Annotated in this window: 15 protein-coding genes and 2 tRNA genes; 9 read left to right on the forward strand and 8 right to left on the reverse strand. The window is 66.2% G+C overall.

Features of this window, described 5'->3' with window-relative positions:
- The first annotated feature begins 94 nt into the window (after window positions 1–94).
- Window positions 95–889, forward strand: a complete 795-nt coding sequence (locus ACSFA2_RS00675) for a hypothetical protein (RefSeq protein ID WP_435453394.1) — start codon at window positions 95–97, stop codon at window positions 887–889.
- Between the two features lie 11 nt (window positions 890–900).
- Here ACSFA2_RS00675 and ACSFA2_RS00680 read toward each other — a convergent pair whose 3' ends face one another.
- Window positions 901–2,397: a tyrosine-type recombinase/integrase gene (locus ACSFA2_RS00680; protein ID WP_435453395.1), complete on the reverse strand. Its 1,497-nt coding sequence runs from the start codon at window positions 2,395–2,397 to the stop codon at window positions 901–903.
- 241 nt (window positions 2,398–2,638) lie between these two features.
- On the opposite strand from ACSFA2_RS00680, the gene ACSFA2_RS00685 reads away from it, so the two are divergent.
- Window positions 2,639–2,715 (forward strand) — tRNA-Arg (locus ACSFA2_RS00685).
- 69 nt (window positions 2,716–2,784) lie between these two features.
- Window positions 2,785–3,351 (forward strand): transcription elongation factor GreB, encoded by a 567-nt coding sequence (gene greB, locus ACSFA2_RS00690; RefSeq protein ID WP_435453396.1) that lies wholly within the window; start codon window positions 2,785–2,787, stop codon window positions 3,349–3,351.
- Here greB and ACSFA2_RS00695 read toward each other — a convergent pair whose 3' ends face one another.
- The 4 genes from ACSFA2_RS00695 to ACSFA2_RS00710 form a co-directional block, all read right to left on the reverse strand.
- Window positions 3,352–5,607, reverse strand: a complete 2,256-nt coding sequence (locus ACSFA2_RS00695; RefSeq protein ID WP_435453397.1) for a RelA/SpoT family protein — start codon at window positions 5,605–5,607, stop codon at window positions 3,352–3,354.
- Between the two features lie 92 nt (window positions 5,608–5,699).
- On the reverse strand, window positions 5,700–5,903 hold the full coding sequence (gene rpoZ, locus ACSFA2_RS00700; protein ID WP_021009011.1) for a DNA-directed RNA polymerase subunit omega: 204 nt from the start codon (window positions 5,901–5,903) through the stop codon (window positions 5,700–5,702).
- A gap of 30 nt (window positions 5,904–5,933) precedes the next feature.
- Entirely contained in the window at window positions 5,934–6,554 is a 621-nt protein-coding gene (gmk, locus tag ACSFA2_RS00705; RefSeq protein WP_435453398.1) for a guanylate kinase, read from the reverse strand.
- A gap of 7 nt (window positions 6,555–6,561) precedes the next feature.
- Window positions 6,562–7,476: a YicC/YloC family endoribonuclease gene (locus ACSFA2_RS00710; RefSeq protein ID WP_435453399.1), complete on the reverse strand. Its 915-nt coding sequence runs from the start codon at window positions 7,474–7,476 to the stop codon at window positions 6,562–6,564.
- Window positions 7,477–7,566: 90 nt separating this feature from the next.
- Here ACSFA2_RS00710 and ACSFA2_RS00715 point away from each other — a divergent pair, with 90 nt between their 5' ends.
- The 6 genes from ACSFA2_RS00715 (at window position 7,567) to ACSFA2_RS00740 (ending at window position 12,262) form a co-directional block, all read left to right on the forward strand.
- Window positions 7,567–8,574: a serine/threonine protein kinase gene (locus ACSFA2_RS00715; RefSeq protein ID WP_435453400.1), complete on the forward strand. Its 1,008-nt coding sequence runs from the start codon at window positions 7,567–7,569 to the stop codon at window positions 8,572–8,574.
- Window positions 8,571–9,476 (forward strand): PP2C family protein-serine/threonine phosphatase, encoded by a 906-nt coding sequence (locus ACSFA2_RS00720; protein WP_435453401.1) that lies wholly within the window; start codon window positions 8,571–8,573, stop codon window positions 9,474–9,476. The genes ACSFA2_RS00715 and ACSFA2_RS00720 overlap by 4 nt, the downstream gene beginning before the upstream one ends.
- Before the next feature lie 25 nt (window positions 9,477–9,501).
- Window positions 9,502–10,230, forward strand: coding sequence for a ribonuclease PH (gene rph / locus ACSFA2_RS00725; protein WP_435453402.1), 729 nt, complete (start codon window positions 9,502–9,504; stop codon window positions 10,228–10,230).
- A 26-nt stretch (window positions 10,231–10,256) separates the two neighbouring features.
- The gene (gene rdgB / locus ACSFA2_RS00730; protein WP_435453403.1) at window positions 10,257–10,856 is read left to right on the forward strand and encodes an RdgB/HAM1 family non-canonical purine NTP pyrophosphatase; all 600 of its coding nucleotides are present in this window, start codon (window positions 10,257–10,259) and stop codon (window positions 10,854–10,856) included.
- A gap of 68 nt (window positions 10,857–10,924) precedes the next feature.
- Window positions 10,925–12,100: a radical SAM family heme chaperone HemW gene (hemW, locus tag ACSFA2_RS00735; RefSeq protein ID WP_435454150.1), complete on the forward strand. Its 1,176-nt coding sequence runs from the start codon at window positions 10,925–10,927 to the stop codon at window positions 12,098–12,100.
- 77 nt (window positions 12,101–12,177) lie between these two features.
- A tRNA-Ser gene (locus ACSFA2_RS00740) sits at window positions 12,178–12,262 on the forward strand.
- 325 nt (window positions 12,263–12,587) lie between these two features.
- On the opposite strand, the gene ACSFA2_RS00745 is transcribed toward ACSFA2_RS00740, so the two are convergent.
- The 3 genes from ACSFA2_RS00745 to ACSFA2_RS00755 all read right to left on the reverse strand — a co-directional run bounded on the left by ACSFA2_RS00745 (window position 12,588) and on the right by ACSFA2_RS00755 (window position 14,262).
- Window positions 12,588–12,857, reverse strand: coding sequence for a hypothetical protein (locus ACSFA2_RS00745; RefSeq protein WP_435453404.1), 270 nt, complete (start codon window positions 12,855–12,857; stop codon window positions 12,588–12,590).
- A 2-nt stretch (window positions 12,858–12,859) separates the two neighbouring features.
- Window positions 12,860–13,045 carry a DUF3606 domain-containing protein gene (locus tag ACSFA2_RS00750; RefSeq protein ID WP_435453405.1) on the reverse strand — a complete coding sequence of 62 codons (186 nt, stop codon included), beginning with the start codon at window positions 13,043–13,045 and terminating at the stop codon, window positions 12,860–12,862.
- 209 nt (window positions 13,046–13,254) lie between these two features.
- Window positions 13,255–14,262 carry a Bug family tripartite tricarboxylate transporter substrate binding protein gene (locus ACSFA2_RS00755; protein WP_435453406.1) on the reverse strand — a complete coding sequence of 336 codons (1,008 nt, stop codon included), beginning with the start codon at window positions 14,260–14,262 and terminating at the stop codon, window positions 13,255–13,257.
- Between the last annotated feature and the right edge of the window lie 33 nt (window positions 14,263–14,295).

A 14,295-nucleotide genomic window follows, 5' to 3' on the forward strand; every position in this document is an offset into this window, starting at 1 on the left:
TGCAGTGTTGATCCGGGACTTCCGCTAGGAGGCACGGTCCGAAGGCATCGGCCCGTGATCGCGACCGATGCCGGCCTCGCGCACAATGCCGCGCATGCCCACACCGCTCGATCAGGCGCAAGGCGCCGCCAATGCGTCCAAGACCGGCGGCGTGCGGTCGTCGCCGCGCTTCGATCTTGCGCCGCCGTATCGACCAGGAGTGTTCCTGTTCAACTACAAAGCCCGTGCGTTCGTACTCTCGCCACAGCAGCCGGCGTCCCAGGAACATGCGGAGCCAAGGCCAAACATCCCTGTCGCGACGCATCAGATGATCATCGGCGTCGTCGGCACGATCGCGGAAAAATGGGAAAAGCCAGCAGCTTGGCTGCTGACCGGGTTCGCCGCTGTCGTGGCGCTGATCATCTCGAACTATGACAAGGCGGCGGGACTGCTTGGCGCCCGGGCGGTGCACGCCGTTGTGCTCCTGTTTTTCCTGACTGCTGTCGCCCACGCGGTGCAACAGATCTTCTCCACGTTGCTTCAGGCAGGCGTCGCAGGGGGCAAAGTAGGGCGTGAGTTGAAGTTGGAGAACGTCAATGAAGAAGAACTCAGGCAGCTGATGGATGGGCTTGTGGAAGCCTATCCATGGCCGATGAAGCGCTTCCTTCGTTCGAAGTACGACCAGCTGCTCGAGCATGGGTTCGCGCCGTTCAGTAAGTCGATGGCTCGCATGGCTGCCACGCTGGTCTGGTCAGCGGTCGCTCAGATGCTTTTCGGTCTGGTCGCGGTTGGCATCATCACTTGGTCACTGATGCGCATCACCTGGGTCGCGCCGACGCCTGCTACAAGTGCACCGCCGGCTACCTCGGAGCCGCTGCGACAGTTTGCCCCGCCTGCTGTGTCGAAGTAGGCCTTCGGGCGCTACGCCGCGATCGCAACCGGCAGTTGGTGCACGTTCCCTGTCGTCATCCCGCTGCTGCCAGCGCGAAGTCTGCCGACGAAGTCGTTCCACCTCCGGAGCGCCTTCTTCTTCGCTTCCAAGTGCTCGCCTACGTCGTAGTGTTTGTCCTGGATACCGCTCAGACCATGACTCAGCAACTGCGCGCGCACATCCTTCGAGATGTTCAGGGGCGCCCCGGCCATCATCGTTTCGACGGTGCGCCTGATGTCACCGCCGCGGAACGGCTGCGAGGACTCACCGTTTGCAACCATCAGATCGCTGATCGCCTTCACGGCGCTCGAAAGCGTTTCGGGTCGAAGAACTGCGTCGCGGCTCGCGAACAGTTTGCCCTCGGGATTGATCGCTGCAAGTTCATCGAGCAGCGCCTTTATTTCAGGGACGATCGGCAGCACGTGCGCACGCGCTTTGGCCCGACGTCCCTTTGGATCGTGCAATGTGAGCGTCTCGCCCTCGTGCATGCTCTGGTGAGCGATGCGCAGCAACTGCTGGATCCGCTGCCCGCCGCTCGCAATCTGCAGCATCAGGGCTATCCTGGTGAGCGCAAAAGGCAGTGCGCTGACGTGGGCAAGATATGCGCGCAACTCCTTCTGCGAGAGTTTTCGAGTGCTCGCCACGTTGTAGTGGCGCGCCATCGTCGTGGAGGGTACGGATGCCACCGGATTCATCGTCAGGTTGAACCCAGGCGCGCCGGTGGCTGCGGTTGGCTCCAAGGCCTTGCCGAGTTCATGCCGAAACGCCGTCGAAAGGTAGCTGCGCAGCTTGAGGGCGGTACGTCCTTTCTTGAGCTTCTCCCCATCGGCCCCGCACTTCGCGTTCCTGTCCTTGTCCTTGACGTTGGGGCCGACGAGCCGGGAGAGGATGTGCGCCACGTGGTGCGGCGTGATCGCCGAGGCGGGGAGGGTGGCCAAGTCGGGGAAGGCCTTCTTTACATGGTTCGCGAACAGGTTGCCAACGTCGTACGCACTGCCTTCTTTCCCCGTTTCTCGCAGGTGGTCGACATAGTTGTCGCAAAGCGCGCTCAGCGTGCTCGTCTCGGCCTGGCGCACCTGGACGATCATGGCGGCCTGCAGCATCTTCGCCTGCTGACGGTCAATCTCGCGCTCGGCCAAGGGATCTTCACCGTCCCTGATGAGGGCCTGCAGTCGCGCCGCCTCCACGCGGGCCTGGCTCAATGTGAGCAGGCCCTCGGCCTCGGTCGCATTGAAACGGCCCAGCGTCTGCGTCCGCTTCTTGCCGGCGTGCTGGTACACGAACAAAAACTCCGTCACCCCTCTGCCGCTTGGCGTCTGGCGGCGGCGCGCCTTCAAGGATCCGTAGCCGGGCCGGACGGACCCGTCGGCGCGCATCGTTCCCGGCTTCAGGCCTTTGATCGCTGCGGTGGTCAGGGCTGCCGGCGCGGTGCGGTGGACTGCGGCTTTCTTTTCGGTGGGTTCGAGGCTCATCGTGTAGCGATCCATGTGGCGATCAAGACTTCAATTTCGGTGAACATTCTTGCACACCGCTAAACACGAAAAACGGCTAAGTCGTTGATATGCCTCAACAATTTCAATGCATGTGCACCGCCGTGAGCACCGGTGAACAGGCCTAAAACTGCCTCATAATCCGTTGGTCGATGGTTCAAGCCCATCACGGCCTACCACGCGAAATTTGCGATGCATTCGGGACAGGTCGAAAACGCATGCTATAATCGCAAGCTGTGCGGCTGTAGCTCAGTTGGATAGAGTACTTGGCTACGAACCAAGGGGTCGTGGGTTCAATTCCTGCCAGCCGCACCACTCTCTGAAGGGTCAGCTCGTGAAAACGAGCTGACCCTTTTCTTTTGCCCGCAGCATCGACAATCAGGCATGAGCAAGGCTTTCACCAAAGAAACCGATGCCGACGATGACGACGCAGCCGAGGGCGCTGCGCCGCCGCTGCCATCGGGCACCAAGAACTACATGACGCCGGGCGGCTACGCGCGTCTGCGCGACGAGTTGCTCGCATTGATGGACGTCGAGCGACCCAAGGTCGTCGAGGCGGTGCACTGGGCCGCGAAGAACGGCGACCGTTCCGAGAATGGCGACTACCTCTACGGCAAGAAACGGCTGCGTGAGATCGATCGGCGCATCCGCTTCCTCACCAAGCGCCTCGAAGTGGCCGAGGTCACCGACCCGTCGGTGCACCATGGGCGCGACCAGATTTTCTTCGGAGCGACCGTGCGCTATGCCGATGCGGCTGGCAACGAGCGCGCCGTGACGATCCTGGGCATTGACGAAGCCGAGAGCGCCAAGGGGCAGGTGAGCTGGATTTCGCCCATCGCGCGCGCGCTGCTCAAGGCACGCGAGGGCGACTTGGTGAAGCTCTCCACTCCTGGCGGTCTGCAGGAACTGGAGATCCTCTCGGTCGCGTACCCGGCACCCACCTCAGCCTGATCAGGCCACAGGCACGGTCCGCGTGGCGGACAGCACCGAGGGGCTCCGATTGACGGCGCGCAGCACCGCATCCAGGTGCGCGCGGTCGCGCACGGCGATCACGAAACGCAGGTCGGTCGAATCCTGCGGTGTCTCTTCGGTCATCTCGACGTGGGTGATGTCGGCTTCGGCGTCGGCCAGCGTCGAAGCGACCTTGGCCAGCACGCCCTTGTCGTTGCGAACCGTGACGACGACCCCCGTTTCGAAGGTGCGCATCGGTTCGTCGGCCCACTCGACCGCGAAGAAGCGCTCGCTGTCCTTGTAGTGCAGCCGCTGGCCGACACCGCAGGCCTCGGTGTGGACGACCAGCCCTTCGCCATGGCCGAGATAGCCGACGATCGGATCGCCCGGAATGGGTCGGCAGCACAACGCAAAGCGCACCGAGGAGTTCTCGCTGCCGTCGAGCGTGACGGCGCCCTGCGACACGCTCTCGTGCGCGGTGAACCGTTCGCGGCTGAGCATCAGTGCATCGGGTTTCTCGCCACGCTCGGCCAGCAGCGCCATCAGCCGCTTGGCCACGATGCTGGCGATGCGCTTGCCCAGGCCGATGTCGGTCAGGAGTTCGCCCCGGGTGCGGTTGCCGGTGAAGCGCAGCAGTTTTTCCCAGATCGATTGCTGGTCGGCGTCGTCGCCCGGTAGCGTGCCGAGGCCCTCGGCGCGCAGCGCCTGGGCCAGCAGCTTCTCGCCAAGCTCTTCGGATTCGACGTGCGCCAACGTCTTCAGGTAGTGGCGGATCTTGGAGCGCGCGCGGCCGGTGCGCACAAAGCCCAGCCACGCCGGATTCGGCGTGGACACCGGCGCGGTGATGACTTCCACCACGTCGCCGTTCTTGAGCTCGGTGCGCAGCGGCACCTGGTCGCCGTTGATGCGGGCGGCCGAGGTGTGGTCGCCGATGTTGCTGTGGATGGCGTAGGCGAAGTCGACCACGGTGGCCCCGCGCGGCAGCGCCATGATCTGGCTCTTGGGCGTGAAGACGTAGACCGCGTCGGGGAACAGGTCCACCTTCACATGGTCCCAGAACTCGGCGGCATCGCGGGTCTCGTCCTGAATGTCGAGCAGCGACTGGAGCCACTTGGCACCCAGGCGCTCGCCGTTGGCAACGCTCGGGTCGGACGCCTTGTACAGCCAGTGCGCGGCCACCCCGGACTCGGCGACGACATTCATGGCCTCGGTCCGCAGCTGGAACTCGACATTCACGCCGGCCGGGCCGACCAGCGTGGTGTGCAGCGACTGGTAGCCGTTGAGCTTGGCGATCGCGATGTGGTCCTTGAACTTGCCCGGCAGCGGCTTGTACATCTGGTGCAGGATGCCCAGGCCCGTGTAGCAGGCGATCACGTTCGGCACGATGAGCCGGAAGCCGTAGATGTCGGTCACCTGGGCGAAGCTCAGGCGCTTTTCGTCCATCTTGCGGTAGATGGAATAGAGCGTCTTTTCGCGCCCAGCGATGCGCACGGTCATGCCGGCTTCGCCGAAGGCGGCCTCGACCTCCTTCTGCACTTTCTGGATCAGGTCGCGGCGTCGGCCGCGCGCCTTGGACACGGCCTTCGCGAGGATGGCATAGCGCCATGGCCGCAGATGCCGGAACGACAGCTCCTGCAATTCGCGGTAGGTCTGGTTGAGCCCGAGCCGGTAGGCGATGGGCGCGTAAATCTCCAGCGTCTCGCCTGCGATGCGCGCCCACTTCTCGCGCGGCGCATCGTCCAGCGTGCGCATGTTGTGGGTGCGGTCGGCCAGCTTCACGAGGATGACCCGCACGTCGCGCGCCATGGCCAGCAGCATCTTGCGGAAGGACTCGGCCTGGTTCTCTTCGCGGGTGTTGAACTGCAGCTTGTCGAGCTTGGTCAGCCCGTCGACCAGTTCGGCGACTGGTGCACCGAAACGTTCGATCAGCTCGGATTTGGTGACGCCGCAGTCCTCGATCGCGTCGTGCAGCAGCGCGGCCATCAGCGCCTGCGCATCGAGCTTCCACTCGGCGCACTGGGCCGCGACGGCGATCGGGTGCGTGATGTACGGCTCGCCGCTGTTGCGCAGCTGGCCCAGGTGCGCCTCGTCGGCGAAGCGGTAGGCGCGCCGGACCAGCTCGGTGTCTTCGGCGCTCAGGTAGTCGAGCCGGGCGGTGAGGGCAGCGAAGCTGGCCGCAGCCGCATTCAAGGCAGCCGGACTCGGCCGGGGCATGCCTCGAGGTGCATTGGACTGGGACTTGACGACCGCGCTCATGAGGGACACTTTAGCGCGGCGTCCACACGGCCGCGTTCAGGCATAAAAAAAGCACCGCGTGGCGGTGCTTCTTTGTTGCAGTGCAACGTCAATCAGCCTGGGACCTTCTTGAGCATCTCGATGCCGATCTTGCCTTCGGCGATCTCGCGCAGCGCGGTCACGGCCGGCTTGTTCTTGCTCTCGATCTTCGGGGCATGGCCCTGGCTCAGCATGCGCGCACGGTAGGTCGCGGCAAGCACGAGCTGAAAACGGTTGGGGATCTGCAGCAGGCAGTCTTCGACGGTGATGCGGGCCATGAGGATCTTTCGTTGCGGACGGTGGGCGAATCAGGGGATATTCAGAGCGGCGAAGGTGTCGGCACGGGCGCGGCGCTGGGCGGAATACCGCAGCCGCTGGGCGTGGACGATGGCTTTCAGGTCGAAAAGCGCACGCTCAAATAACTCGTTGATTATAACGAAGTCGAATTCGCTGGAGCGCGCCATCTCGTCCGCCGCATTGCGCAGGCGCAGTTCGATGACCTCGGCGCTGTCTTCGCCGCGGCGTTCGAGCCGTGAGCGCAGCTCTTCCCAGCTGGGCGGCAGGATGAAGATCAGCACCGCATTCGCGAAGGTCTTGCGGATCTGGATGGCGCCCTGGAAGTCGATCTCGAGGATGACATCGACGCCCTGCGCCATGCGGTCCTCGACCGCCTTTTTCGACGTGCCGTAGCGCTGGCCGTGCACGTGCGCCCACTCGATGAAGGCGTCGCTTTCCACCATCGCGTCGAACTCGCTGGCCGAAGCGAAGAAGTACTCGCGGCCGTGCTTTTCCTGCCCGCGTGGCGGGCGCGTGGTGTGGGACACCGACGGCTGGACGGCCGAATCGAGTTCCATCAGTGCCTTCACGAGGCTCGACTTGCCGGCGCCGCTGGGGGCGGCGACGACGAAGAGATTGCCGGGGTAATCCATGGTGGGTCTATTCGATGTTCTGGACTTGCTCGCGCATCTGCTCGATCAGCACCTTCATGTCGACGCCGATGCGCGTCATCTCGAGGGCGGCCGACTTGGAGCCCAGCGTGTTGGCTTCGCGGTGCAGTTCCTGGATCAGGAAGTCGAGCCGCTTGCCGATCTCGCCGCCCTTCTTCAGCAGGCGCTCGATCTCGTCGAGGTGGGAGCCGAGGCGGGTGAGCTCCTCGGCCACGTCGATCCGGATGGCGAAGGCGGTCGCCTCGTTCAGGGCACGGTCCTGCGCCGCTTCGGGCAGCGTGCCGCCGGTGAGGCCCATGGCGTCCTGCCAGCGCTCGAGGAAGCGGGTGCGCTGCTGCTCGACCAGCTGCGGCACCAGCGGCACGGCCTGGGCGGTGAGCTTGCGCAGCTGGCCGAGGTGGTCTTTCAGCATCGCGGCCAGGCGGGCGCCTTCGCGTTCGCGGGCTTCGATCAGGCTGTCGAGCGCCTTCTTCGTCACGTCGGCCAACACGCTGCTCCAGTCGCCCGCCGAGGTCGAATCGCCGGCAGCGATGCGCAGCACGTCGGCAACGCTCAGTTCGCGCGCGCTCGGCAGCCAGGCGCGGATGCCGTCCTGCACGCCGTTGAGTCGTTGCAGCAATCGGGTGGAGGGCTCCGCGACGCCGCCCTGTGCGGTGCTTTCGACCGCGGCACGCAGCTCGACCTTGCCGCGCTTGAGCCGGCCGGTGAGCATTTCGCGCAACACCGGCTCATATTGCCGAAGGTCTTCCGGCAGCTTGAAAGTCAGATCGAGGAATCGGCTGTTGACCGAGCGGATCTCGACCCCCAGACGGCCCGCCGCCAGAGGGCGCGGGTCGGTTTCTGGCGGGGTTCCGGCAGGGCCGTTCTGGCCGCTGGCATAGCCGGTCATGCTGTAAACTGACATTGCGCCTCACTGTGGAAATATGGCTCGCACGGAGGCGACGGCACAGCGTTCGCTTGCCGCCCCCTTGCCTTCGGGCGAAACTCCCGGATTATGTCAAAGGTCAAACCTTCGCCCCTGCTGCCGGACACCGTCATCGGCGGCTACCGTGTCATTCGCCGTCTGTCGGCGGGTGGTTTCGGCGTGGTGTACCTGGCGGTTGACCACAGCGGTCAGCAGGTCGCGATCAAGGAATACCTGCCCTCGTCGCTGGCCACGCGTGGCACCGGCGAACTGGCGCCGCAGGTGCCGCCCGAGAAGCTGTCGCTCTACCGGCTGGGGCTCAAGAGCTTCTTCGAGGAAGGGCGCTCGCTGGCCCAGATCTCGCACGCGTCGGTGGTCAGCGTGCTCAACTTCTTCCGCGAGAACGAAACCGTCTACATGGTGATGAACTACCTGGAGGGCGCGACCCTGCAGGACTTCATCGTCACCGCGCGCGACCTGAAGAAGCAGAAGGTCTTCCGCGAATCGACCATCCGCTCGCTGTTCGACGAGATCCTGCGCGGCCTGCGCATCGTCCACCAGCACAAGATGCTGCACCTGGACATCAAGCCGGCCAACATCTTCGTGACCGACGACGACCGCGCCGTGATGATCGACTTCGGCGCGGCCCGCGAGGTGCTGTCGAAGGAAGGCAACTTCATCCGCCCGATGTACACCCCCGGCTTCGCGGCGCCCGAGATGTACCGCCGCGACTCGTCGATGGGCCCGTGGACCGACATCTACGCCATCGGCGCCTGCATCTACGCCTGCATGCAGGGCTACCCGCCCAACGATGCGCCGCAGCGCATCGAGAAAGACCGGCTGGGCCTGTCGCTGTCGCGCCTGCGCGGCATCTACTCGGACAACATGATCGAGGTGGTCGAGTGGTGCATGTCGCTCGACCCGCTGTCGCGGCCGCAGTCGGTGTTCGCGCTACAGAAGGAGCTCAGCCGCGAAGGCGAGCGCCGCTACACCAAGCTCACGGTCGGCGAAAAGGTGCGCCTGTCGATCGACAACATCCGTTCCTTCGACAAGAAGGGCCTGCCCAAGGCGGCGGCGCCCACGACCCGACCGGCATGAAGTTCTCCGTTTTCCAGGTCAGCCGCAAGGGCGGTCGTCTCAAGAATGAAGACCGCATGGGTTACTGCTACACCCGCGAGTCCGGCCTGTTCGTGCTGGCCGACGGGATGGGCGGGCACCCCGAAGGCGAGGTGGCGGCGCAGATGGCGTTGCAGACCATCGCCGCCCTGTACCAGCGCGAAGCGCGCCCGGTGCTGAAGGACGTGAAGGCCTTCCTCACGTCGTCCGTGATGTCGGCGCACCAGCAGATCATGCGTTACGCTGGCACCAAGGCCATGCTCGACACGCCGCGCACCACGGTGGTCGCGGCCGTGCTGCAGGGCACGACGGCGCACTGGGTGCACTGCGGCGATTCGCGGCTGTACGTGGTGCGCGACGGCGCGCTGCTGACCCGTACGCGTGACCATTCCCACGCCGAACGCCCCCGCCCCGGCGGCGGGCCGGAGCCGGTGAACCGCAACCTGCTGCTGACCTGCCTGGGCTCACCCACGCCGCCGATGATCGATGTCGCTGCGCCGCTGCAGTTGCAGCGCGGCGATCGCATCATGCTGTGCTCCGACGGCGTATGGGGCGTGCTCGACGACGCGCTCATCGTGCACACGCTCTCGTCCGGCAAGCCAGTGTCCGATGCGGCGCCCGACCTGGCCGAGATGGCACTGCGCAAGGGCGGTACGCACAGCGACAACGTGACGCTCATCGCGCTCGAATGGGAAACCCCCGATGCCCCCGGCACAGGGCGGGGCATCTCGACCGACAGCATCAGCGATGGCGTGTTCGCGTCCACCATCCAGGCCGGGATGCCGTCGGAGACCGAACTCGACGACCTGGACGAGGACGCCATCGAGCGCTCCATCGCCGAAATCAACGAGGCCATCCGCCGCTCCGCAGCGCGCAAGGCCTGATCCGTTTCTTCTTTTCTTTTTGCCCATGACCGATTTCATCCGCAGCGGCGCCCGCGCCGCCGACCAGCTGCGCCCCGTGCGCATCACCCGTGGCTTCACCATCCACGCCGAAGGCTCCGTGCTCATCGAGTTCGGCCAGACCCGCGTGCTGTGCACCGCCTCGGTCGAAGAGAAGGTGCCGCCGCACAAGAAGGGCAGCGGCGAAGGCTGGGTGACGGCCGAATACGGCATGCTGCCGCGCGCCACGCACACCCGCAGCAGCCGCGAGGCGGCCAAGGGCAAACAGACCGGCCGTACGCAGGAAATCCAGCGCCTCATCGGCCGCTCCATGCGCGCCGTGTTCGACCTGAAGGCCCTGGGCGAACGCACCATCCACCTCGACTGCGACGTGCTCCAGGCCGACGGCGGCACCCGCACCGCGGCCATCACGGGCGCCTTCGTGGCGGCGCAGGATGCGGTCGGCAAGCTGCTGGCGAGTGGTGCCATCACGGCATCGCCCATCCGCGGCCACGTTGCGGCGATCTCGGTGGGTATCGTGCAGGGCACGCCGCTGCTCGACCTCGAGTACATCGAGGACTCGGCCTGCGACACCGACATGAACGTCGTGATGACCGGCGCCGGCCACTTCGTCGAGGTGCAGGGCACGGCCGAGGGCGCGGCCTTCTCGCGCGACGAAATGAACCTGCTGCTCGGCCTGGCCGAGAAGGGCATCGGCGAACTGGTGCTGATGCAGCAGCAGGCGCTGGCCGCCTGAAGGCCGGACGGGGGCAAGGCAGACGCATGCGACTCGTTCTGGCATCGAACAACGCCGGCAAGCTGGCCGAGCTGCAGCAGCTGTTCGCGCCGCTGGGCGTCGAGCTGGTGCGGCAGTCTGAGCTCGGGGTCGGTGAGGCGGAAGAACCGTTCCGCACCTTCGTCGAGAACGCCCTGGCGAAGGCGCGCCATGCGGCCGCGGCCACCGGCCTGCCGGCCATCGCCGACGACGCGGGCTTGTGCGTCAACGCCTTCGGCGGGCTGCCGGGCGTCGACACCGCCTACTACGCCACCCAGTTCGGCTACCCGAAGGGCGATGGCAACAACGTGCGCGCGCTGCTCGAGCAGATGGCGACCGTCGCCGACCGCCGCGCCGCGCTCGTCAGCACGCTCGTGGCCCTGCGCAGCGCCGACGACCCCGAGCCGCTGATCGCCGTCGGCCGCGCGTCGGGCGAGATCACCCGCGAACCCATCGGCGACAACGGCTTCGGCTTCGACCCCGTGATGTTCCTGCCTAGCCTGGGCCAGACCTTCGCGCAGCTTCCGCCCGACGTGAAGAATTCGCACAGCCACCGCGGCCAGGCCGCGCGAGCCATGCTGGCGCTGATGCGCGCCCACTGGATGTGAAAGCGTCGGTGCCCATCGCCGCGGCCGTCGAGCCCGGCGCGCTGCACGCCAACGACGTGCTGCATCTCATGCGCCCCGGCACGCTGCAACTGGCCGCGCTGCCGCCGCTGTCGCTCTACGTGCACCTGCCCTGGTGCCTGCGCAAGTGTCCGTACTGTGACTTCAACTCGCACGAGTGGCGTGCAGGCGGCGAGGCACTGCCCGAGCAGCGCTACCTCGATGCCCTGGTGGCCGACCTCGATGCGGCGCTGCCGCTGATCTGGGGCCGCACCGTCCACACCATCTTCATCGGTGGCGGCACACCCAGCCTGTTCTCGCCCGAAGCCATCGAGCGCCTGATCGGCGACCTGCGTGCGCGCCTGAAGCTTGCGCCCGACTGCGAGATCTCGCTCGAGGCCAACCCCGGCACCTTCGAGCGCGACCGCTTCCGCGCCTACCGCGGCGCGGGCGTCACGCGCCTGTCGGTCGGCGTGCAGAGCTTCAACGACGCGCACCTGCAGGCGCTCGGCCGCGTGCACGACCGTGCCCAGGCCATCGCGGCCGTCGAAGAGGCGGCCAGCGCTTTCGACACCTTCAACCTCGACCTGATGTACGCGCTGCCCGGCCAGACGCCGGCGCAGCTCGAGGCCGACCTGGCGCAGGCCTTGGCGCTGGCGCCGCCGCACCTGTCGGTCTACCACCTGACGATCGAACCCAACACGTACTTCGCCAAGTTCCCGCCGGTGGTGCCCGAAGACGACGATGCCTACGCCATGCTCGACCGCATCACCGAGGCGACGGCGGCGCTGGGCATGACGCGCTACGAAGTCTCTGCCTATGCGCGCGAGGGGCACCGCTGCGCCCACAACCTCAACTACTGGCAGTTCGGCGACTACCTCGGCATCGGCGCGGGCGCGCACAGCAAGCTGAGCTTCGCGCACCGGCTGGTGCGGCAGGTGCGCTATCGTGAGCCACAGCGCTACATGGCCCAGGCACTGGCCGGCGCGGCCGTCTCGCAGAGCGACGAAGTCGCCATCGCCGACCTGCCCTTCGAATTCATGCTCAACGCGCTGCGCCTGCGTGAAGGTTTCACGCTGGCGCAGTTCACCGAACGCACCGGCCTGTCGATCACCGCCATCCAGCGCGGACTCGAAGCGGCCGAGAAGCAGGGCCTGCTGCAGCGCGACCTGTGGCACGCCTGGCCGACCGAGCGCGGTCTGGATTTCCTGAGCGATCTGCAGACGCTCTTTCTGCCGGATGCGTAGATTCTTCGCTCGGCGCGCCAGCCGAGCCCAGATGCCCGCATAAAATCGCGGCCGCTGCGTCGCAACGGCGCAGCATTGGAGAGTTGGGTGAGTGGTTTAAACCAGCAGTCTTGAAAACTGCCGACGTGAAAGCGTCCGTGAGTTCGAATCTCACACTCTCCGCCGGAACGGCATCCTCTGATGAGGCCGAACGTCGATGGCGCTGGTTGCCGCCGCAGTCCATAAGTACATAGTCCTACGTCGATCCACGCCATTGTGAGCCGCGCCATCTTGGGTGCCGAGGTAGACCGATGCTTTTGCCAAGGGAAAGCATGGATGACACCCGATTCAACGACGCAAGTTCACCGGACACGATCGACCATTTGAACGATGAAAGGCTTCGCAGGAGCGAGGAGGTCGCTCGAGGCTGGCGGCGGAACGGGATGGTCTTGCTGCTGGTGCTCCTGGCGGCCGTGGGCTACTGGGTGTTGCGCTAGAGACGGTTGCGCTACTTCAGGCCGCCGAACCCGAACCCGAACTGCGCGCGCTTGACCTGCTGCGCCGGCGCCTCTTGCTCGCGCGGCCCCGCGTCCAGGTCGACGATCATTTCCTGCAGGACGCGCAGCCCTGCGGCCATCGCCTTCGCGTAGGTGGCGGCGGGCCGCTTGGCCCGTTTCAACGCCGCCCACTGGGCGCCCTGCTCGAGCAGCACCCATTCGAAATCGCCGGGCTCCGGTTCCTCGACGGTCAGCGCGATGTGTCTCAGGGCACCGGCCACCCTTAGACCTCCGGCAAGCCGAGATGGGCGCGCACGTCCTTCGCCATGACGCCGACTTTGGCAACGGCCTCGCGCAGCTCCGCCTCGGGGACGTTGAGCGCCTTCGCCCAGTCGCGAAGCTCGTGCTCTTCGTTGATGTTGATTCGGGCCGAGTCAGCCGGGCCGCGCTTGGTTCTGTCGTCTGCCATGCGATACCTCCAGTTGAAAAATCGAGGACTGTGCAGCGAGTCAGGGCCGGCGTGCGCCAGAACAGAAGTGCAAGGCGCGTCGGAGAAGGCCGGGCGCAGGTGGCGCGTGGCTTCCGCTGGACGACCTCGGGCTGAGATCGGCCAGGTTCAGCCGCTGTTCGGCAGTTCGGCAACCCGTTCGGCCCGCAGCATGACGCGAAAGACGGGACTCAGTCTTTCATGTTCGCGAACTTCACCAGGCCGGCGAACTTGGCGACATCGTCGCGCATGATCTTCGCGAGGTCCTCGTTGCCGGTGGCCGGCACCGAGCCGCCGGATTCCAGGCGCTTGCGGATCGCCGGGTCTTTCAGGCCCGTGGCCAGTGCGGTGCGCAGGCGCTGCGTCACCTCGGGTGGCAGGTTGGCCGGGCCGGCGAGCGCGAACCAGCCCGAGAGCTCGTAACCCTTGAGCTGCGGGTTCTCGCCCAGCGCGGGCACGTGGGGCAGGCTGGCCATGCGCGTGGCCGAGGTGACGCCCAGCGGCACGATGCGCCCGCTCTGGATGAAGGGCACGGCGGCGGTCGGCGAGATCATCGCGAAGTCCAGCGTGCCGCCCACCAAATCGGTGGTGAGCGACGAGGTGCTGCGGTACGGGATGTGCGTCATGAAGATGCCCGCGCGCTGCTTGATGAGCTCGCCCGCGAAGTGCAGCGTCGAACCCACGCCCGAGCTGCCGTAGCTGAACTTGCCGGGGTTGCGCCGGGTCAGCTCGATGAACTCGGCGAGCGACTTCACGCTGGTGCGCGGGCTCGCCACCAGCAGCACCGGCGCGGTCGCGATCAGGCCGATGGGCGTCATGTCCTTGAGCGGGTCGTACTTCTGCGCCGGGTTGACCTGGCCCGTCGCGGCCATCTCGTTGCTGGAGCCGGTCAGCAGCGTGTAGCCGTCGGCCGGGCTGCTCACGAGGCGCTGCGCCGCCACCGCGCCGGCGGCGCCGGACTGGTTGTCGACCACCACGGTGGCGCCGATCTGCGCAGCGATCACGTCGGCCGCGATGCGTGCGGCCATGTCGACCGAGCCGCCCGGCGCATAGCCCACCACCATCTTGATCGGCTTGGCGGGGTAGCCCTGCGCCCATACCGGGGTGGTCGACAGCAGGGCGAGCGGCGCGGCGAGCGTGATGGCGGACAACAGACGGCGGCGCGGGGCATGCGCGGGGAGGGCGGTGCGGGTGTTCATGGCGGCGGGCAATCGAAAAGGATGGAAAGGCGG

Origin of the sequence: Variovorax cryoconiti, from assembly GCF_051216395.1 — a bacterium.
In the GTDB taxonomy this organism is placed as follows: Bacteria; Pseudomonadota; Gammaproteobacteria; order Burkholderiales; family Burkholderiaceae_C; genus Variovorax.

What these genes read in the sequence shown, in the direction of transcription:
- ACSFA2_RS00675 (WP_435453394.1), top strand. Translation starts at nt 95, where the DNA reads ATGCCCACACCGCTCGATCAGGCGCAAGGCGCCGCCAATGCGTCCAAG.
- ACSFA2_RS00680 (WP_435453395.1), bottom strand. Translation starts at nt 2,397, where the DNA reads ATGGATCGCTACACGATGAGCCTCGAACCCACCGAAAAGAAAGCCGCA.
- greB (WP_435453396.1), top strand. Translation starts at nt 2,785, where the DNA reads ATGAGCAAGGCTTTCACCAAAGAAACCGATGCCGACGATGACGACGCA.
- ACSFA2_RS00695 (WP_435453397.1), bottom strand. Translation starts at nt 5,607, where the DNA reads ATGAGCGCGGTCGTCAAGTCCCAGTCCAATGCACCTCGAGGCATGCCC.
- rpoZ (WP_021009011.1), bottom strand. Translation starts at nt 5,903, where the DNA reads ATGGCCCGCATCACCGTCGAAGACTGCCTGCTGCAGATCCCCAACCGT.
- gmk (WP_435453398.1), bottom strand. Translation starts at nt 6,554, where the DNA reads ATGGATTACCCCGGCAATCTCTTCGTCGTCGCCGCCCCCAGCGGCGCC.
- ACSFA2_RS00710 (WP_435453399.1), bottom strand. Translation starts at nt 7,476, where the DNA reads ATGTCAGTTTACAGCATGACCGGCTATGCCAGCGGCCAGAACGGCCCT.
- ACSFA2_RS00715 (WP_435453400.1), top strand. Translation starts at nt 7,567, where the DNA reads ATGTCAAAGGTCAAACCTTCGCCCCTGCTGCCGGACACCGTCATCGGC.
- ACSFA2_RS00720 (WP_435453401.1), top strand. Translation starts at nt 8,571, where the DNA reads ATGAAGTTCTCCGTTTTCCAGGTCAGCCGCAAGGGCGGTCGTCTCAAG.
- rph (WP_435453402.1), top strand. Translation starts at nt 9,502, where the DNA reads ATGACCGATTTCATCCGCAGCGGCGCCCGCGCCGCCGACCAGCTGCGC.
- rdgB (WP_435453403.1), top strand. Translation starts at nt 10,257, where the DNA reads ATGCGACTCGTTCTGGCATCGAACAACGCCGGCAAGCTGGCCGAGCTG.
- hemW (WP_435454150.1), top strand. Translation starts at nt 10,925, where the DNA reads ATGCGCCCCGGCACGCTGCAACTGGCCGCGCTGCCGCCGCTGTCGCTC.
- ACSFA2_RS00750 (WP_435453405.1), bottom strand. Translation starts at nt 13,045, where the DNA reads ATGGCAGACGACAGAACCAAGCGCGGCCCGGCTGACTCGGCCCGAATC.
- ACSFA2_RS00755 (WP_435453406.1), bottom strand. Translation starts at nt 14,262, where the DNA reads ATGAACACCCGCACCGCCCTCCCCGCGCATGCCCCGCGCCGCCGTCTG.